We start from the raw sequence: 18,397 nt of genomic DNA, 5'->3' as shown, positions 1-18,397 counted from the left end.
CTTTGTATGTGTACGTTGAAGGCCGAAAAGGTGTTTGTGATGACTGCTTTCTCGAACCTGCACGCCTTGCTTGGCCCGGCGCTGGGGGTGCTCTTGCTGTTGGGAGTCCTGGCTGGCGGCGCTGCGGATGCAGGGCCCGCCGCGTCCGAGGACGAGGCCATGGCCGCCGTGCAGGCACCACTGCTCAATACTTACTGGAAGCTGGTGCAGTTGGGCGACGGCCCGCATGTCAGCGCCTATGACAATCAGCCCGAGCCGCATCTGGTGCTGGAGGTCGGCAGCGGCCGTTTTCATGGTGCGGGCGGCTGCAATCGCCTGCGCGGCAACTACAGCCTGGACGGGCGCTGGCTGCGTTTTTCGGCTGTGGGCGGCACCCGCATGGCCTGTGTGCAGGGCATGCGCCGGGAGCAACTGCTGATGGCAACCCTGGCCCAGGTCAGCAGCTATGCCGTGCAGGGGCAGAAGCTGGTGCTCAGCGATGCCGAGGGGCGTGTGCTGCTACGGTTCGAGGCCGTATATCTGCGCTGAACCTCAGTGCGTCAGTTGCGGGCTGGCGGGCTTGAGTGACGAGGCATTGCCCAGCGAACGAATCGGTATGCCCATGTCCTGCGGAATCTCGCCCGACAGCTGCAGCGCCAGATAGCGGGTGCAGCACACGCGCAAGAAAGAGCTGAAGTTGCCCGCCGCTTTGCGCTCTGCCAGCAGCTCGTCGTAGAGCTTGGTGCAGAGCTGGGGAACGGTATAGCCGTCGCGCGCGGCAATCTCTTCGAGTACCTGCCAGAACAGGTTTTCCAGCCGGATGCTGGTGGCGACTCCATGCAGCCGGATGGAGCGGGCCCGGTGGGCCCAGAGCTGCGGATCGGCGCTGATAAAGACCTGGCACATGGCGCGACTCTCCAAAACAAAACCGGGCCATGGTGTGGCCCGGTGAGTGCGGCGTCAAGTAGGTGACTCTTGAATTGATAGCTTGTTGCGCTTGATGGGAAAGCGCTGAAGGTCAATTTCAGAGTGAGATCTTCGTGCCCAGCAGCGCGAGAAACTGTGCAATCCAGGCCGGATGAGCGGGCCAGGCCGGAGCGCTGACCAGATTGCCTTCGGTATGGGCCTGGTCGACGGGAATGTCGGCATAGCTGCCCCCGGCCAGTTCCACCTCGGCGCGGCATGCGGGATAGGCCGAGCAGGTGCGGCCCTTGAGCACGCCGGCTCCGGCCAGCAGCTGTGCGCCGTGGCAGACGGCGGCCACGGGCTTGTTGGTGTCGAAGAAGTGACGTACGGCTGCGCGCACGCTTTCATAGCCGCGCAGATACTCGGGGCCGCGGCCGCCGGGGATGACCAGGGCGTCGTAATGCTCGGGCTTCACATCGGCAAACGTGGCGTTGAGCGTGAAGTTGTGGCCGGGCTTTTCACTATAGGTCTGTGCGCCTTCAAAGTCGTGGATGGCGGTCTTGATCTGGTCGCCGGCCTTTTTGTCGGGGCAGACCGCGTGCACCGTATGGCCCACGGCCAGCAGGGCCTGGAACGGGACCATGGTTTCATAGTCCTCGCAGTAATCGCCGCAAATCATCAAAATCTTCTTGCCTGCCATGGTCTGTCTCCTTGTGGTTGGGTCAGGCCATTGTGGGCAGTCAGGGCACGCGGCAGGTATTAACGGGCTACTACATCGGGACGGGCGGGCGGATAGTGGGTGCCGTAGTCCGACGAGCGCTGGTACAGCGTCAGTCCGAACTGCGGCAGCACGCCGATCAGGTGGTCGAAGATTTCGCCCTGTATGCCTTCGTACTCCACCCAGACGGTGGTGTTGGTGTAGCAGAACAGCTGCAGCGGCAGCCCCGTGGGCGATGTCTCCATGGTGCGCACCATGAGGAACATGCCCGGGCCTTTGCCAATGCGCGGGTGGCCCATCAGATAGGCATAGGCATAGGCCTTGAAGGCGGCCAGATTCGTCACCTGGTGGGCGGCGATGGCCTGGGTAGGCATGGCGGCCTCGGCCGCGCCGGGCATGGCCTGCAGGCCGTCGCGCTCGCTCCAGTAGGGTTGCAGCAGGGCGATATGGCCCATGCCTGCGCGTTCCTCGGGCGAGAGCAGATGCACGGTGTTGGCGTCCAGGTTCAGCGAGCGCATGATGCGGCGTCCGCCCGAGTCGAACATGCCGCGCCAGTTCTTGAAGCTGTCCGTCATCAGCCGCCAGGTAGGGATGGTGGTGATGGTCTTGTCCCAGTTCTGCACCTTGACGGTATTGAGCGCGATATCGGTCACAAAGCCGTCGGCACCGACCTGGGGCATCTCTATCCAGTCGCCCACGCGCAGCATGTCGTTGCTGCCGAGCTGAACGCCGGCGACAAAGGAGAGTATGGTGTCCTTGAACACCAGCATCAGCACGGCCGACATGGCGCCCAGGCCCGAGAGCAGCAGCAGCGGAGAGCGGTCCATCAGCGTGGCCACGATGAGTACCACGGCAAAGCTGCAGACCAGCAGCTTGCCCAGCTGCACATAGCTCTTGATGGAATGGGTCTGGACGGCGGCCTTGCGTGCCTCGTCGCGTTCATGGGCCTCGTTCGTGGCATTGAGCAGATCGCACAGCACGCGCGCCAGGTGGTAGAGCGTGAAGGCCACCGCCACATTGGTGATCAGCGTGGTCCAGCGCGGCTCCAGATGCGGCACGCCCTGGATGCCGAACTGCACGATCAGCGAAGGCACGACCTTGGCCAGGCGGCGCAGCACCTTGTCGTGCATGAGGATCTGGGCCCAGCCGGTCTTGAGGGTGTCGCGCATACGGCGAAAGACCTTGAGCCCCAGCCACTGGGTCAGCCAGCCGGCCACAAGGGCGGTCAGGGCCAGGACGCAGAGCGAGGCCAGCATTTGCATGGCGGGATTCCAGTCAGAAACAAAAGACCAGCGGGAAAGCAAGAGCAGCTCCTCAGAAGAATGGACCGGGGCAGGAGCGCAAGTCTGGCAACTTCGGGCAGAAGGCAGGCGATGGCGTCGGGCACGGAAACAGGCCGGTCAGACCGGCAGGCGTGCAAAAAGTTCAGCGATGTGTGAACAACCACTAGCTTACGCAAAGCCTTATTTCCCAGCGTGGCGTGCAGGAAGGCCGCCCGGATGGCGCAGCGGGTTCTGCGGTCATGCGGGGCTAAACCGGCGCAAGCGGTCGGGCAGCCTAAAATCCCTGCTGATTTCAGATTTCTACCTTGCCGGGTCCCAAGTGGGGCTGGCGGCCACTGCACTGCACCATGCAAGAAAAATTCAACCACATCGAGGTCGAGCGCGCCGCGCAAGACCACTGGCAAGCCAAGGACGCCTACCGCGTCACCGAAGACGGCAGCAAGCCCAAGTACTACGCCTGCTCCATGCTGCCCTACCCCAGCGGCAAGCTGCACATGGGCCATGTGCGCAACTACACCATCAACGACATGCTCACGCGCCAGCTGCGCATGAAGGGTTACAACGTCCTGATGCCCATGGGCTGGGATGCCTTCGGCCTGCCTGCCGAGAACGCCGCGCTGAAGAACAAGGTGCCGCCTGCCAAGTGGACGTACGAGAACATCGCGTACATGAAAAAGCAGATGCAGGCCATGGGTCTGGCCATCGACTGGAGCCGTGAGGTCGCCACCTGCGACCCCGAGTACTACAAGTGGAACCAGTGGCTGTTCCTCAAGATGCTGGAAAAAGGCATTGCCTACCGCAAGACCCAGGTGGTGAACTGGGACCCGGTGGATCAGACCGTACTGGCCAACGAGCAGGTCATTGACGGCCGCGGCTGGCGCACCGGCGCTTTGGTGGAAAAGCGCGAGATCCCCGGTTACTACCTGGCCATCACCAACTACGCCCAGGAGCTGCTGGACCATGTGCAGGTCGGCAACGAGAAGGCCACTCTGAACGGCTGGCCCGACAAGGTGCGCCTGATGCAGGAAAACTGGATCGGCAAGTCCTCCGGCGTGCGCTTTGCCTTCACCCATGACATCAAGGGGGCTGACGGCCAGCTGATCCAGGACGGCAAGATGTATGTCTTCACCACGCGTGCCGACACCATCATGGGCGTGACCTTCTGTGCAGTCGCCCCCGAGCACCCGCTGGCGCTGCATGCGGCGGCCTCCAGCCCCGAGCTGGCAGCCTTCATCGAGGAGTGCAACAAGGGCGGCACCACCGAAGCCGAGCTGGCCGTCAAGGAAAAGGAAGGCAAGCCCACTGGCCTGTTCGTCACCCACCCCATCACCGGCGCGCAAGTCGAGGTGTGGATCGGCAACTATGTGCTGATGAGCTATGGCGACGGCGCCGTGATGGGCGTGCCCGCCCACGACGAGCGCGATTTCGCCTTCGCCAACAAGTACGGCCTGCCCATCAAGCAGGTGGTGTCCGTGGAAGGCCAGGCCGCTTATGACGACAAGCAGTGGAGTGACTGGTACGGCGACAAGGAGCGCGGCGTACTGATCAACTCCGGCGATCTCGACGGTCTGAACCACAAGGATGCGGTGCAGGCCGTGGCCAAGATCGTGGGCGACAAGGGCCTGGGCGAGCTCAAGACCACCTGGCGTCTGCGCGACTGGGGCGTGAGCCGTCAGCGCTACTGGGGCACTCCCATCCCCATCATTCATTGCGCCGATTGCGGTTCTCAGCCCGTGCCCGAGAAGGACCTGCCCGTGGTCCTGCCTCAGGATCTGGTGCCCGATGGCTCCGGCAATCCGCTGGTCAAGTCCGAGGCCTTCCACGCTGGCGTGGTCTGCCCCTGCTGCGGCAAGCCTGCCCGCCGTGAAACCGACACCATGGACACCTTTGTGGATTCGTCCTGGTACTTCATGCGCTACTGCGACGCCAAGAACAGCGAGCAGATGGTGGCCGACGGCGCCGATTACTGGATGCCCATGGACCAGTACATCGGCGGCGTGGAACACGCCATCCTGCACCTGCTGTACGCGCGCTTCTGGACAAAGGTCATGCGCGACCTGGGTCTGGTCAAGATCGACGAGCCCTTCACCAAGCTGCTGACCCAGGGCATGGTGCTCAACCACATCTACAGCCGTCGCACGGCCAAGGGCGCCAAGGAATACTTCTGGCCCAAGGATGTGGAGCATGTGTTCGACGAGTCCGGCAAGATCATCGGCGCCAAGCTGAAGGTCGAAGTGGACAGCGCCGACGGCCTGCTGCCCGTGGGCACCGCCATCGACTACGAAGGCGTGGGCACCATGTCCAAGTCCAAGAACAACGGCGTGGACCCTCAGGATCTGATCGAGAAGTACGGCGCCGACACCGCACGTCTGTACACCATGTTCACCTCGCCGCCCGAGCTGACGCTGGAGTGGAACGATGCCGCCGTGGAAGGCAGCTATCGCTTCCTGCGCCGCGTCTACAACTTCGGCAGCAAGCTGACAGGCATGGACATGGCTTCTGCGGTGCAGGGCGTGGCCGGTGCCAAGTCGCTGGACGATGTGGAGTTCGGCAAGGCGGCCAAGGCCCTGCGTCTGGAAATCCACAACGTGCTCAAGCAGGTCGAGTACGACTACTCGCGCATGCAATACAACACCGTGGTCTCCGGCGCGATGAAGATGATCAATGCGCTGGAAGACTTCAAGGCCCTGGATGACGCCGGTGCCAAGGTGGCGCTGATCGAAGGCTTCGGCATTCTGCTGCGCGTGCTCTACCCTGCAACGCCCCACCTGACGCATGTGCTGTGGAGCGAGCTGGGCTATGCCAACCACCTGGGCGATCTGCTCGATGCCCCCTGGCCGCAGGTCGACCCCAAGGCTCTGGTGCAGGACGAGATCTCGCTGGTGCTGCAGGTCAACGGCAAGTTGCGCGGTGCGATCCTGGTGTCCGCCACAGCCGACAAGGCGGCCATCGAGGCGGCGGCGCTGGCCAATGAGGAGTACCAGAAGTTTGCCGAAGGCCGTGCACCCAAGAAGATCATCGTGGTGCCGGGTCGTCTGGTGAATATTGTTGTGTAAATGACTCCCCCTGAGGCGCTTCGCGCCTTTCCCCCAGGGAGACGATAGCCTCGCTGCGGGGCTGCCCTTGCTTGCTATCCCTGGCGCAAGAGGCGGTGCTCGCAGCAGGGCGGCGAATTCGCTGCTCGGGTTGAAGATAAAAGGACAGTTGATGCAAAAACGTACGCTGCTGGCCGCCATGGCCCTGACGCCTTTGCTGGGAGCCTGCGGCTTTCGCCTGCGCGGCGCGCCGAATTTTGTGTTTCGCTCCATTTACGTGCAGGCAGGGCGCGGTGCGCCCGTGGGCACTTTGCTGCGCCGCAGTCTGGAGTCGGCCAGCGACAAGTTGACCGTGATCAAGGACCCGGCTTCGCCCGATACTGCGGAAGTGATCTGCCAGATCATCAGCGAGCAGGCCCAGCGCGTGATTATCGGCTCCAACGTGGCGGGTCAGGTGCGTGAAATCGAGTTGCGCCTGATCGTGCGCTTCTCGTTGCGTACGCCCGGCGGCGACGAGCTGATCGAGCCTGTCGAGATTCGCCAGATCCGCAACGTGACCTATAACGAAACCAATGCCTTGTCCAAGGCCTCGGAAGAGGAAATGCTGAACAAGGACATGCGCAACGACATCGTGCAGCAGATCATTCGCCGTCTGGCTGCAGTCAAGAGCCTGCAGGTGTCATAAGCCATTGCCTGAGTCGCTGCGCGGCGGGGCGCCGCCTGCCGTCCCCTGGCGGAGGCCGCGAGTCGTCAGCGATGACCTGCTGAATTGGATAGCTGCTGACGTTTGAGCTCAGGGCGTTTCAGATACTTTTTATAGAAAATTCTTCTCCATGCAGCTTGCGCTGAACCAGCTTTCCTCCCATCTGGCCAAGGGCTTGCGCTCGCTCTATGTGCTGCATGGCGACGAGCCGTTGCAGCAGCAGGAAGCGGCCGATGCGATTCGTGTAGCGGCGCGTGCTCAGGGCTATACCGAGCGCAGCAGCTATACCGTCATGGGCGCGCACTTTGACTGGAGCGGCGTGCTGGCGGCAGGTGGCAGCCTGAGTCTGTTTGCGGACAAGCAGATTCTGGAAATTCGCATCCCCAGTGGTAAGCCCGGCAAGGATGGCAGTGCCGCGCTGCAGCAGCTGGCCAGCAGCGCCCAGGGCAACGACAGCACGTTGACCCTGATCAGTCTGCCGCGCCTGGACAAGGCCACCAAGACCGGGGCCTGGTTTGGGGCGCTGGACGGCAATGGCGTCTCCATCCAGGTTGACCCTGTGGAGCGCGGTGCGCTGCCGCACTGGATTGCCCAGCGTCTGGCGCTGCAGAACCAGCGTGTGGCCGCAGGTGAAGAGGGGCAGCGCACGCTGCAGTTCTTTGCCGACCGCGTGGAAGGCAATCTGCTGGCCGCGCACCAGGAAATTCAGAAGCTGGCCCTGCTGCACCCCGAGGGCGAGTTGAGCCTGGCGCAGGTGGAGCAGGCCGTGCTCAATGTGGCGCGCTATGACGTGTTCAAACTGTCCGAGGCCGTGCTCTCGGGCCAGGTGGCGCGCAGCATGCGCATGCTGGATGGCCTGCAGGCCGAAGGCGAGGCCGAGGTGCTGGTGCATTGGGCGCTGGCCGAGGACATTCGCAACATCAAGCGCGTGAAAGATGCCATGGCGGGCGGCAAGCCTCTGCCCATGGCGCTGCGCGAAAACCGTATCTGGGGCCCCAAGGAGAGGCTGATGGAGCGGCTGCTGCCACGTGTCAGCGATGCTCGCGCGGCCGAGTTGCTGAAAGCTGCCCATACGGTGGATGGCATTGTCAAAGGCCTGCCCAGCGAGGGCTGGCCACGCGACAGCTGGCAGGCGCTGCGGCAGCTGGCCATGCAGCTGGCCCAGGCCGGGCGCTGATCTGCGGCTCAGCCGGGATGGGCGGCGAGCTGGGCTTGGGCCTTGTCGGCCCACATGCGCAGATTGTCCAGCAGGTCCTTCTGGCTGAAGGAGCAGCTTTCCTCGGTGAACAGCGCGCTGGATTCGAGCCGGTCCAGTAGATTGAGCAGCACCTCGCCATAGCGTGGCGGCAGCGCCTCAAGCAGTGTGCTTGCGGCGCGTGCCTGCTGGCCGAGGGCGCTGGCGCTGATCTGCGAGTGGGCGAGCTGCTCGAATCCGCTGCGCAGCTGCTGGAGCTGGCGGGCGCTTTCCTGCAGCGCTGTGGTGTTGTGGCTCATAAGTCTCCTTGCGATTCAGAGGCCGAGTGTAGGTGTCCGCAGGGCCATAAACCCCCTCATGGTCGGACTTGTCTGCGCAACTTGCTTATCTCGGCGAAAATCACTCTATGAACGCGCTCAACACCGTCGAATACATGCACAACCTTGGTGTACAGGCAAAAGCCGCCTCTGCACTGATGGCGCGTGCGTCTGCAGCTACTAAAAACAAAGCACTCAAGGCGCTGGCCCGTCTGCTGCGCGAGAACGTCGAGCCGCTGCAGATCGACAATGCCCGCGATCTGGAGCGTGCCATGGCCAATGGTCTTTCGGCCCCCATGGTCGACAGACTGCGCCTGACGCCCAAGGTGCTGCAGACCTGTGCCGAAGGTTGCGAGCAGCTCGCTTCCATGCCCGATGTGATCGGCGAGATCAGTGGCCTCAAGCAAATGCCCAGCGGTATCCGCGTGGGTCAGATGCGTGTGCCCCTGGGCGTGTTCGGCATGATTTACGAAAGCCGCCCGAATGTGACCATCGAAGCGGCCAGCCTCTCGATCAAGAGCGGCAATGCCTGCATCTTGCGTGGCGGCTCGGAGGCGATTGACTCCAACAAGGCGCTGGCCAGGCTGGTGGCCCAGGCGCTGGCCGAAGCCGGTCTGCCTGAAGACGGTGTCAAGCTGGTGGAGACCACCGACCGCGACGCCGTGGGCCAGCTCATCGCCATGCCTGACTATGTGGATGTCATCATCCCCCGTGGCGGCAAGGGCCTGATCGAGCGCATCAGCCGCGAGGCCAAGGTGCCTGTCATCAAGCATCTGGATGGCAATTGCCACACCTATGTGGATGACCCCTGCGACATTGCCATGGCCGTGAAGGTGGCCGACAACGCCAAGACCAACAAGTACAGCCCCTGCAACGCCAGCGAAAGCCTGCTGGTGGCACGTGCCGTGGCCGCAGACTTCCTGCCCAGGATTGGTGCCGTCTATGCCGCCAAGGGCGTGGAAATGCGCTGCGATGCCGAGGCGCTGGCCATTTTGCAGACCGTCAAGGATGCCAAGCTGGCCGAGGCGGTGGAGCAGGACTGGTACGAGGAATACCTGGCCCCCATCATCAGCGTGAAGCTGGTGGACGGTGTGGACGAGGCCATTGCCCATATCAACAAGTACTCCAGCCACCATACGGAGTCGATTTTGACGACCAATCACCTGCACGCACAGAAATTCCTGCGCGAGGTTGATTCGGCCAGCGTCATGGTCAATACCAGCACCCGCTTTGCCGATGGCTTTGAGTTCGGGCTGGGCGCCGAGATCGGCATCAGCACTGACAAGTTCCATGCGCGTGGGCCGGTGGGCATCGAGGGCCTGACTTCGCTCAAATACGTAGTCTTGGGCGACGGCGAAGTCCGTTCCTGAAGTCCGTCTGCCGCAGAAGCCGCAGGCGCGGTCTTTTCCGGATATGACTCAATGCCGCAGCTTGGATCCCTTTCCATAACACCATGAAAATCATTATTCTGGGTGCCGGGCGCGTAGGCCAGAGTGTGGCCGAAAGTCTGGTGTCCGAGCAAAACGGAATCACCGTCATCGACACGGATGCGCGCGCATTGCGCGAGCTGGAATCGCGCTTCGACCTGCGTGGCGTGGTCGGCAACGGCATCGATCCCCAGGTGCTGGCCGAGGCGGGCGCCAAGGACACCGATCTGCTGATCGCCTGTGCCTCCATGGACGAGACGAACCTGGTGTGCTGCAAGATTGCCCAGGCCGTGTTCGATATTCCCACCCGCATTGCGCGAGTGCGCTCGTCCAGCTTTGCGGTGGACGACCCGGTGCTGGGCAAGGAGGGTTTTGCGGTCGATCGCATCATCTGTCCCGAGGAATCCGTCACCCATTACATCCGCAAGCTCATCGAATACCCGGAAGCCATGCAGGTGCGGGCCTTTGCGGGCGGACGAGCCGCCTTGGCCTCGGTGCGCGCACGCGCCGGCGCGCCTGCCGTTGGCCTGCAGATCGCCCAGGTGCGCGAGCGCATGCCCGAGTTGGCCATGCGCATCGTGGCGATCTACCGCCGCTTCATGGACGAGCCCGACCGGTTTGTGCGCTGCGACGGGGCCACGCGCATAGAGCCCGGTGACGAAGTCTTCATGCTGGCCGCGACCGAGCATGTCTCCGAGGCTCTCAAGGCCATCAACCTGCCCGAGGGGCGCCCGAGCCGCCCGGTGTTCCGCATCATGATTGCGGGCGGCGGTCAGGTCAGCCTGCGGCTGGCCAGGAAGCTGGCGCAGACGCCCGGGCGCTTTCACGTCAAGATCGTCGAGTCCAATGCCCAGCAATGTCTGAGCCTGTCGTCGGTGCTGCCTGCTGAAGTGCTGGTGCTGGAAGGTGATGCCACCGATGAGGCCTTGCTGGAGGAAGAGGGCATCGAGGAGGTGGACCTGTTCCTCGCGCTGACGGACGACGACGAGGACAACATCATGTCCAGCCTGCTGGCCAAGCGCATGGGCGCGCGCCGCGTGCTGTCGCTGATCAATCGCCGCGCCTATGCCGACCTGATGCACGGCACGCAGATCGATATTGCGCTGTCACCGGCGCAGGCCATGCTGGGCGAGTTCCTGGCCTATGTGCGCCGCGGCGACGTGCAGGCCGTGCACAGTCTGCGCCGTGGCGTGGCCGAGGCCCTGGAGATCGTGGCACGCGGCGACCGCAAAAGCTCGCGTGTGGTTGGGCGCAAGGTGGAAGAGCTGCGTCTGCCCGAGGAGGTGCATATCGGCCTCATCGTGCGCGGCATTCCCGAAGGCAAGACTTGCGAGGAAGTGGCGGGCACGGCACTGGAGACCGAGGTCATCATTCCGCGCAGCCATACCGTGATCGAGTCCGGCGACCATGTGGTGTTCTTTCTGCCCAACAAGCGACTGGTGCGCAACGTGGAAAACCTGTTCCGTGTCAGTGCCACTTTTTTCTAAGCTGCGCACATGAAAGACCTGCTTCCTGTCCTGCGTGTGCTGGGCATGCTGATGATCATGTTTGCCGGCGCCATGTTGCTGCCCTTTGGCATCTCCTGGTTCACGCAGGATGGCATCTGGCGCATCTACCCCTGGTCGATCGGACTGACGGTTGGCGTGGGGCTGCTGCTATGGGGTGGTCTGCACCGCCACAAGCAGGATCTGCAGCCGCGCCATGGCGTGATTCTGGTGACGCTGGTCTGGGTGGTGCTGCCGCTGTGCGCCATGGTGCCGCTGGTGATGGGGCTGAACCGGGTGGGTATTTCCATCAGCCTTACCCATGCCTACTTTGAGGCCGTATCGGGCCTGACGACAACCGGGGCCACGGTGCTCAGCGGTCTGGATAAGCTGCCGGTGTCCATCAATGTCTGGCGTACCTTCATGCAATGGATGGGCGGCATGGGGATTCTGATTCTGGCCGTGGCCGTGCTGCCGCTGCTGGGTGTCGGTGGTGCTCAGCTTTTCAGGGCGGAGGCCGCAGGCCCCGTCAAGGACACCAAGCTCACACCGCGTATTACCGAAACGGCCAAGGGACTGTGGGGCGTATACGCGCTGTTCTCCATTGGCTGTTTTCTGGCCTTCTGGGTCTGCGGCATGCAGCCGCTGGATGCGCTGATGCATATGTTCGCCACGGTGAGTCTGGGCGGGCTGTCGTCGCACGATGCCAGCTTTGCCTATTTCAACTCGCCGCTGCTGGAGGCCGCGGCCCTGTTGTTCATGCTGTTGGCCAGCTGCAACTTTGCGCTGTACTTCGTGGCCATGCGCAAGGGCCGCATCGATAGCTTTATGCGCGACCCCGAAATGCGCGCCACGATTGGCGTGCTGCTGGGCTCGGGCCTGCTGGTGGCGCTGCTGCTCTGGATCAAGGGGGTCTATGGTCCACTCGATGCCTTGCGCAACGGCATGTTCCACACCGTCTCGGTCGCCACGACCACCGGCTTTTCCACCACGGACTATCTGGCTTGGCCGGTGTTCATTCCTGTTTTGCTGTTGCTGCTGTCAGGGGTGGCCACCAGTGCGGGCTCGACCGGAGGCGGCATCAAGATGGTGCGCATGCTGATTCTGGTCAAGCAGGCCAGGCGCGAGATGACGCGTCTGGTGCACCCGCGGGCCGTGCAGCCGGTGCGGCTGGGCGATGCGGTGGTAGATAACCCGATGATTTTTTCGGTGCTGGCCTACATGCTGGTTTACGGTGCCACCGTCATTGTGCTGAGCATGGTGCTGCTGCTGACCGATCTCGACCCTCTGACCGCCTTCTCTGCCGTGCTGGCCAGTGTGCACTGCATGGGGCCGGGACTGGGCGCGGTTGGTCCATCATCCAACTACACAGTGTTGACGGATTTCCAGATCTGGGTGTGTACTCTGGGCATGCTGTTGGGGCGGCTCGAGATACTGAGTTTCATGGCTTTGCTGTCACCGGCATTCTGGCGTCGTTGAAACAAAGACTGGGGAAAACACCTATCTCATGCTTCAATCTCTACAATTGCCCCCCACCATCGTCTCCTGAGGGTATTTATGGTTCCACATCTCGTCACGGCTTTGACCGGCCCCATTAACGAACTTGAGCAGCGCATTCTCGACTCCATGCCTGCCATTGAGCGTTGGTTCCGCCTGGAATGGATGGAGCACACGCCGCCGTTCTACTGTTCGGTGGATATTCGTAATGCGGGTTTCAAGCTGGCACCGGTGGATACCAACCTGTTTCCAGGCGGCTGGAACAACCTGACCGATGAAATGCTGCCACTGGCTGTCCAGGCTGCGATGGCTGCTATCGAAAAGATATGCCCCGAGGCGCGCAATCTGCTCATCATCCCCGAGAACCACACGCGCAACACCCACTATCTGGCCAGCGTGCTGCAGCTCAAGCGCATCTTCAGCATGGCGGGTCTCAACGTGCGTATCGGCTCCATCAGCCCCGAGATCAAGAAGACGCTGTCCATCACGCTGCCGCTTGGCGACGAGATCAAGCTGGAGCCGGTGATCCGCAGCAAGCGTCGCCTGGGCCTCAAGGATTTCGATCCCTGCACCATTTTGCTCAACAACGATCTCTCGACCGGCGTGCCCGGCATCATCGAGGAGCTCTACGAGCAATACCTGCTGCCGCCGCTGCATGCGGGCTGGAATGTGCGTCGCAAGAGCCGCCACTTCCAGAGCTACGAGGAAGTCGGCAAGCGCTTTGGCAAGCTGCTGGGCATCGATCCCTGGCTGATCAATCCCTTGTTCGGCCATGTGGAGAACATCGATTTTGCCGAAGGCACGGGCATGGAGGCCCTGGCCGAACAGGTGGACGTGATCCTGGCCAAGGTGCGCCGCAAATACAAGGAATACGGCATCAAGGAAAAGCCGTTTGCCGTGGTCAAGGCCGACAACGGCACTTACGGCATGGGCGTGATGACCGTGCGCGACGCCAAGGAACTGGCCGCGCTGCCGCGCAAGAGTCGCAACAAGATGGGTGTCATCAAGGACGGCCAGACCGTGCATGACGTCATCGTGCAGGAGGGCGTGCTGACCTATGAGCGCATGCACAACGCCGTGGCCGAGCCCGTGGTCTACATGATGGATCGTTACGTGGTGGGCGGTTTCTACCGCATGCACCCCGAGCGCGGCGAGGACGAGAACCTCAATGCCCCCGGTGCGGGCTACGTGCCCCTGGCTTTCCAGCAGAGCAATCACCTGCCTCAGGTCAGCGCGCGTCCGGGTGCCAGCGCACCTAACCGCTTTTACATGTATGGCGTGATAGCACGTTTGGCCATGTTGGCGGCCAGCTACGAGTTGGAAGCCACTAATCCCGACGCAGAAATCTACGACTGATTTCGCAGGCGCTGAGGACAGCGCACAATGCCGACAATTTCATCACTCGGTGACTGCCTTACGAGTCGCTTTCTGAACCGTGCAAAATTCGAAATCCTCGCTAGGCGCCCTGACCCTGGGTGCAATCGGTGTCGTCTACGGAGACATCGGAACCAGTGTTTTGTACTCGGTCAAGGAGGTTTTCGGCTCAGGATATGTGCCGTTCACGCCGGCCAACGTCTATGGCGTGCTATCGGTACTGTTCTGGACGCTCACGGTCATCGTCTCCCTCAAATACGTGACACTGGTGCTGCGTGCCGACAACAACGGCGAGGGCGGGCTGGTGGCCATGCTGGCTCTGGCCTCGCAGACAGTCAAGGATAAGCCGCGACTATCTAGCACGTTGTTTCTGGTGGGTATGTTCGGCACCTCGCTCTTCTATGGCGATGGCGTGATCACTCCGGCGATTTCCGTGCTCTCGGCGGTTGAGGGTCTGGAAGTCATCTCGCCGCATTTCACCAAGGCCGTGATTCCGCTGACACTGGTGATTCTGTTTCTGCTGTTCTTCGTGCAAAAGCGTGGAACAGCAGGCATAGGCAAGTTCTTTGGCCCCGTAACCCTGACCTGGTTTGCCTGTATCGCCCTGCTGGGGGTGCACCAGATCATGGGGCACCCGGAAATCCTGGCGGCACTCAGCCCGCATTACGCGGTCAGCTTCATCTGGAACAGCCCGGGCATCAGCTTCATCATTCTGGGCTCGGTCGTGCTCTGTGTGACCGGTGCCGAGGCGCTGTATGCCGATCTCGGGCACTTCGGCAAGAAGCCGATTCGCTTGGCCTGGTTCAGCGTTGCCATGCCGGCGCTGACCCTGAATTACTTCGGTCAGGGCGCTTTGCTGCTGGCCAATCCCGAGGCAGTCAAGAACCCGTTTTTCATGATGGCGCCCAGTTGGGCGTTGCTGCCGCTGGTCATCATGGCCACCATGGCCACAGTGATCGCCTCGCAGGCGCTGATCACAGGGGCTTTCAGTGTGACGCGTCAGGTCATTCAGCTGGGCTACTTCCCACGTTTTGAAGTACGCCACACTAGTGTGAAGGAGACTGGCCAGATCTATATGCCTCTGGTCAACTGGGGCTTGTTTGTGGCGATTGCGCTGGCTGTTCTGCTGTTTCGCAATAGTGGCAATCTGGCGGCGGCCTACGGTATTGCGGTGACGCTGGACATGCTGATCACCACCATGCTGACCTTCTTTGTCATCCGCTATCGCTGGAACTATTCGCTGGCCTTGTGCCTGCTGGCGACGGGCTTCTTCTTCGTGGTGGATCTGGCTTTCTTCGCCTCGAATTTGCTCAAGCTGTTTGAAGGCGGCTGGTTCCCGCTGCTGATCGGTGGCACGGTCTTCACCCTGATGATGACCTGGCGCCGTGGGCGTGAGCTGCTGCATCAGAAGTTGCAGGCGGATGCGCTGGATCTGCGTCAGTTTCTGGAATCCACCTGGCGTCATCCGCCCACGCGCGTGCCCGGCACGGCGGTTTTCCTCTCGGGGGAGCCCGGCACTGTGCCGCATGCGCTTCTCCATAACCTCAAGCACAACAAAGTGCTGCATGAGCGCAATCTCTTTGTGACCGTGCGCAACCACGAAGTGCCCTGGGTCGGGATGGACAAGCGGGTGGAGGCAGAGTCGCTGGGCGGCGACTGCTGGGAAGTCATCATTCACTACGGCTTCAAGAACGAGCCCGATGTGCCTGCTGCGCTGGCGCAGCTGCGTACCCAGGGCTGCAAGCTGGACTCCATGTCCACCAGCTATTTCCTGTCGCGTGATGTGATCATCCCGCGCATGAACAACTCCATGGCGCACTGGCGCGAAAAGCTGTTTGCGCAGATGCACAGGAATGCGAGCCGGGTTGCTGATTTCCTGCACCTGCCGAGCAACTCGGTGGTGGAGCTGGGCTCCAAGATCGAGCTGTAGATACTTTGAGTCAAAAATGCATCAATTGCTTTCCTGTTAAGAGGTTGATGCTATTGGATTAAAAGTGATGGTCGTGCTCGCTATGAACAGTCGCACGAGGTGCTGCATTTCTGGCAGGCGTGGTGCCAGAATGCACGGATGCGCTTTTTCAAAGACTTGAGTCCTGCCGCCGTGGCCGCAGGCTTTGTGGCCGTGCTTGTAGGCTTTACCAGTTCGGTAGCCCTGGTGTTTCAGGCGGCGCAGGCCTTTCATGCCACGCCTGAGCAAATCACTTCCTGGATTTGGGCGCTGGGCCTGGGCATGGGTCTGTGCTCACTGGTCCCTTCGCTGATTCTGCGCATGCCAGTCATGGTGGCTTGGTCCACCCCGGGGGCGGCGGTGCTGGCAACCGCTGGGCTGGCAGGTGGTTTCTCCATGGCAGAGGCGATCGGTGCCTTTATCGTCAGCGCGGCCCTCATCATCCTGGTCGGGGTGACCGGCTGGTTCGAGCGCATCATGAACCGCATCCCCATGGAAATCGCCTCGGCCCTGCTGGCCGGCGTGCTGGCCAAGTTCGGCATGCAGGCTTTCTCTGCGGCCGAGACCAATCTGTCACTGGTGCTGATCATGCTGCTCGCCTATCTGCTGTCGCGGCGCATGGCTCCGCGCTATGCGGTCATCATCACCTTGCTGGCCGGAACCGCCTGGGCGGCGCTGCGCGGGCAGATGCAGTGGTCGGCCGTACACGCAGGTCTGGCTATGCCGGTCTACACGGCTCCCGAGTTCTCGCTGCAGGCGCTCATCAGCCTGGCTTTGCCCCTGTTCGTCGTGACCATGGCCTCGCAGAATCTGCCGGGCGTGGCGGTGATTCGCGCCACAGGCTATCCGATACCGGTGTCCAGGGTCATCAGCATGACCGGCGTGGCGACCTTGCTGTTGGCGCCTTTTGGCGGCTATGCCCTCAACCTCAGTGCCATCACGGCGGCGATCTGCATGGGAGACGAGGCGCATGAGGACAGAAACAAGCGCTATACCGCTGCTGCCGTGTGCGGAGTGCTATATATATTGATAGCTATCTTTGGTGCAGTGGTTACCGGTCTGCTGACCGCCTTCCCCAAGGAGCTGGTGGCCTGCATCGCCGGACTGGCCCTGCTGGGCTCCATAGGCGGCGGCATGGCGACGGCCTTCAAGGAAGAAAAGCACCGAGAGGCAGCGCTCATCACCTTTCTGGTCACGCTCAGCGGCGTTGTCATCGCAGGGGTGGGCTCGGCCTTCTGGGGCGTGGTCGCTGGCAGCCTAGCCTTGCTTGTCCAGAGCCTGCGTGCGCGCAGGACCTGAGTATCTGCCGTCATATTGTGGTGTTTTGCCCGGCTGGGCATGATGCCGATATCTACCTCTACCGCTAGAGTTTTTCACCATGCAAATACTGTTTGTTGCCGATCCGCTGGAATCCTTTGTCATCTACAAGGACTCCACCTTTGCCATGATGCGTGAGGCTCAACGCCGAGGACACCAGATCGTGGCCTGCGAGCCCCGCCATATCTCCTGGCAAAGCGGTGGCAAGGTCATGGCGCAGGTGCGGCATATCACCCTGACCGGGGACAAGGACCGCTGGTTCGAGGAGACGCGAAGCGCTTTGACGGCACTGGCAGACTTTGACGCCATCGTCATGCGCAAGGATCCGCCCTTCGATTCCGAGTTCTTCTATGCCACGCACATGCTCGGTCAGGCGGAGCGCGAGGGGGCCAAGGTCTTCAACAAGCCCAGTGCCCTGCGCGAGCACCCCGAAAAGCTTGCCATCATGGAGTTTGCGCAATTCATCTCGCCGACGCTGGTCACGCGCAGTGCCCAGGATATCCGTGCCTTTCATGCGGAGCACAAGGACATCATCCTCAAGCCGCTGGACGGCATGGGAGGGATGGGCATCTTCCGGGTTGGCGAAGACGGGCGTAATCTGGGCAGCATCATCGAAACCCTGAATCAGGGCGGCTCCACCAGTGTCATGGTGCAGAAGTTCCTGCCCGACATCGTTCATGGCGACAAGCGGGTGCTCATCATCGGCGGCAAGCCGGTGCCGTTCTGCCTGGCTCGCATTCCGCAGGGCAATGAGGTGCGCGGCAATCTGGCAGCCGGCGGCAAGGGAGTTGCTCAGCCGTTGGCGCAGCAGGACAAGGCGATTGCCGAGTTCATTGGGGAGCGCCTGGTGCAGCGTGGCTTGCTCTTGATAGGGCTGGATGTCATCGGCCACAACGTCACCGAGATCAATGTGACCAGTCCCACCTGCTTCCAGGAGATCTTTGATCAGACCGGCTGCGATGTGGCGGCGCTGTTTGTTGATGCACTGGAGCAGGCAGCTAGCGCCTGAGGAGCGATAAAGAACCCCGGCAGGCAAGGCCTGCCGGGGTTCTTTATCTGGATGCCCGTGCGGATGTTGTCTGGCCTGCCAAAATCTGTGTACAATGCAAGGCTTCACTGAGCGAAATGCAAATTTTTGCTAGCCGATCTGAAAGAAATCAGATAGCAAAGTTGTGATAGAATTCAAGGCTTCGCTGATCGCAGCAAGCAACGAG

The 18,397-nt window shown here is 61.8% G+C and carries 15 protein-coding genes; 11 read left to right on the top strand and 4 right to left on the bottom strand.

Going from position 1 to position 18,397, the window contains the following annotated elements:
• Positions 1-39 precede the first annotated feature (39 nt).
• A complete protein-coding gene (locus P353_RS18530; RefSeq protein ID WP_034372813.1) occupies positions 40-528 on the top strand; it encodes an META domain-containing protein in 489 nt (162 codons plus the stop codon).
• 3 nt (positions 529-531) lie between these two features.
• Here the strand turns inward: P353_RS18530 and P353_RS18525 are convergent, their stop codons facing one another.
• From P353_RS18525 to P353_RS18515, 3 genes are all read right to left on the bottom strand, one after another.
• A complete protein-coding gene (locus tag P353_RS18525) occupies positions 532-885 on the bottom strand; it encodes a ribbon-helix-helix domain-containing protein (RefSeq protein ID WP_034372791.1) in 354 nt (117 codons plus the stop codon).
• A 118-nt stretch (positions 886-1,003) separates the two neighbouring features.
• Complete coding sequence (locus P353_RS18520; RefSeq protein WP_034372789.1) at positions 1,004-1,585, bottom strand: DJ-1/PfpI family protein; 582 nt, start codon at positions 1,583-1,585, stop codon at positions 1,004-1,006.
• Positions 1,586-1,644: 59 nt separating this feature from the next.
• The gene (locus P353_RS18515) at positions 1,645-2,865 is read right to left on the bottom strand and encodes a mechanosensitive ion channel family protein (RefSeq protein ID WP_034372786.1); all 1,221 of its coding nucleotides are present in this window, start codon (positions 2,863-2,865) and stop codon (positions 1,645-1,647) included.
• Between the two features lie 368 nt (positions 2,866-3,233).
• Between P353_RS18515 and leuS the strand changes: the two genes are divergently transcribed.
• From leuS to holA, 3 genes are all read left to right on the top strand, one after another.
• On the top strand, positions 3,234-5,942 hold the full coding sequence (leuS, locus tag P353_RS18510; RefSeq protein ID WP_034372811.1) for a leucine--tRNA ligase: 2,709 nt from the start codon (positions 3,234-3,236) through the stop codon (positions 5,940-5,942).
• A 151-nt stretch (positions 5,943-6,093) separates the two neighbouring features.
• Complete coding sequence (gene lptE / locus P353_RS18505; RefSeq protein WP_034372783.1) at positions 6,094-6,606, top strand: LPS assembly lipoprotein LptE; 513 nt, start codon at positions 6,094-6,096, stop codon at positions 6,604-6,606.
• 148 nt (positions 6,607-6,754) lie between these two features.
• Entirely contained in the window at positions 6,755-7,801 is a 1,047-nt protein-coding gene (gene holA / locus P353_RS18500) for a DNA polymerase III subunit delta (RefSeq protein ID WP_034372780.1), read from the top strand.
• 8 nt (positions 7,802-7,809) lie between these two features.
• Here the strand turns inward: holA and P353_RS18495 are convergent, their stop codons facing one another.
• Positions 7,810-8,118, bottom strand: coding sequence for a hypothetical protein (locus tag P353_RS18495; RefSeq protein WP_034372778.1), 309 nt, complete (start codon positions 8,116-8,118; stop codon positions 7,810-7,812).
• Between the two features lie 107 nt (positions 8,119-8,225).
• Here P353_RS18495 and P353_RS18490 point away from each other — a divergent pair, with 107 nt between their 5' ends.
• The 7 genes from P353_RS18490 to gshB all read left to right on the top strand — a co-directional run bounded on the left by P353_RS18490 (position 8,226) and on the right by gshB (position 18,192).
• A complete protein-coding gene (locus P353_RS18490) occupies positions 8,226-9,506 on the top strand; it encodes a glutamate-5-semialdehyde dehydrogenase (protein ID WP_034372775.1) in 1,281 nt (426 codons plus the stop codon).
• Positions 9,507-9,589: 83 nt separating this feature from the next.
• Complete coding sequence (gene trkA / locus P353_RS18485) at positions 9,590-11,050, top strand: Trk system potassium transporter TrkA (protein WP_034372772.1); 1,461 nt, start codon at positions 9,590-9,592, stop codon at positions 11,048-11,050.
• Positions 11,051-11,059: 9 nt separating this feature from the next.
• Positions 11,060-12,526, top strand: coding sequence for a TrkH family potassium uptake protein (locus tag P353_RS18480; RefSeq protein WP_034372769.1), 1,467 nt, complete (start codon positions 11,060-11,062; stop codon positions 12,524-12,526).
• 78 nt (positions 12,527-12,604) lie between these two features.
• Positions 12,605-13,900, top strand: a complete 1,296-nt coding sequence (gshA, locus tag P353_RS18475; RefSeq protein WP_003060514.1) for a glutamate--cysteine ligase — start codon at positions 12,605-12,607, stop codon at positions 13,898-13,900.
• Positions 13,901-13,979: 79 nt separating this feature from the next.
• Entirely contained in the window at positions 13,980-15,848 is a 1,869-nt protein-coding gene (locus P353_RS18470) for a potassium transporter Kup (protein ID WP_034372766.1), read from the top strand.
• A 102-nt stretch (positions 15,849-15,950) separates the two neighbouring features.
• Positions 15,951-17,165, top strand: coding sequence for a benzoate/H(+) symporter BenE family transporter (locus P353_RS18465; protein ID WP_269799974.1), 1,215 nt, complete (start codon positions 15,951-15,953; stop codon positions 17,163-17,165).
• A gap of 79 nt (positions 17,166-17,244) precedes the next feature.
• Entirely contained in the window at positions 17,245-18,192 is a 948-nt protein-coding gene (gene gshB / locus P353_RS18460) for a glutathione synthase (protein ID WP_034372760.1), read from the top strand.
• The last annotated feature ends 205 nt before the right edge of the window (positions 18,193-18,397 follow it).

It is taken from the genome of Comamonas testosteroni (assembly GCF_000761245.1).
Taxonomy (GTDB): Bacteria; Pseudomonadota; Gammaproteobacteria; order Burkholderiales; family Burkholderiaceae_C; genus Comamonas; species Comamonas testosteroni_C.
Note: the sequence above shows the minus strand (reverse complement) of the source record. Positions and strands in the feature narration are given on the sequence as shown.

What these genes read in the sequence shown, in the direction of transcription:
- P353_RS18530 (WP_034372813.1), top strand. Translation starts at nt 40, where the DNA reads ATGACTGCTTTCTCGAACCTGCACGCCTTGCTTGGCCCGGCGCTGGGG.
- P353_RS18525 (WP_034372791.1), bottom strand. Translation starts at nt 885, where the DNA reads ATGTGCCAGGTCTTTATCAGCGCCGATCCGCAGCTCTGGGCCCACCGG.
- P353_RS18520 (WP_034372789.1), bottom strand. Translation starts at nt 1,585, where the DNA reads ATGGCAGGCAAGAAGATTTTGATGATTTGCGGCGATTACTGCGAGGAC.
- P353_RS18515 (WP_034372786.1), bottom strand. Translation starts at nt 2,865, where the DNA reads ATGCAAATGCTGGCCTCGCTCTGCGTCCTGGCCCTGACCGCCCTTGTG.
- leuS (WP_034372811.1), top strand. Translation starts at nt 3,234, where the DNA reads ATGCAAGAAAAATTCAACCACATCGAGGTCGAGCGCGCCGCGCAAGAC.
- lptE (WP_034372783.1), top strand. Translation starts at nt 6,094, where the DNA reads ATGCAAAAACGTACGCTGCTGGCCGCCATGGCCCTGACGCCTTTGCTG.
- holA (WP_034372780.1), top strand. Translation starts at nt 6,755, where the DNA reads ATGCAGCTTGCGCTGAACCAGCTTTCCTCCCATCTGGCCAAGGGCTTG.
- P353_RS18495 (WP_034372778.1), bottom strand. Translation starts at nt 8,118, where the DNA reads ATGAGCCACAACACCACAGCGCTGCAGGAAAGCGCCCGCCAGCTCCAG.
- P353_RS18490 (WP_034372775.1), top strand. Translation starts at nt 8,226, where the DNA reads ATGAACGCGCTCAACACCGTCGAATACATGCACAACCTTGGTGTACAG.
- trkA (WP_034372772.1), top strand. Translation starts at nt 9,590, where the DNA reads ATGAAAATCATTATTCTGGGTGCCGGGCGCGTAGGCCAGAGTGTGGCC.
- P353_RS18480 (WP_034372769.1), top strand. Translation starts at nt 11,060, where the DNA reads ATGAAAGACCTGCTTCCTGTCCTGCGTGTGCTGGGCATGCTGATGATC.
- gshA (WP_003060514.1), top strand. Translation starts at nt 12,605, where the DNA reads ATGGTTCCACATCTCGTCACGGCTTTGACCGGCCCCATTAACGAACTT.
- gshB (WP_034372760.1), top strand. Translation starts at nt 17,245, where the DNA reads ATGCAAATACTGTTTGTTGCCGATCCGCTGGAATCCTTTGTCATCTAC.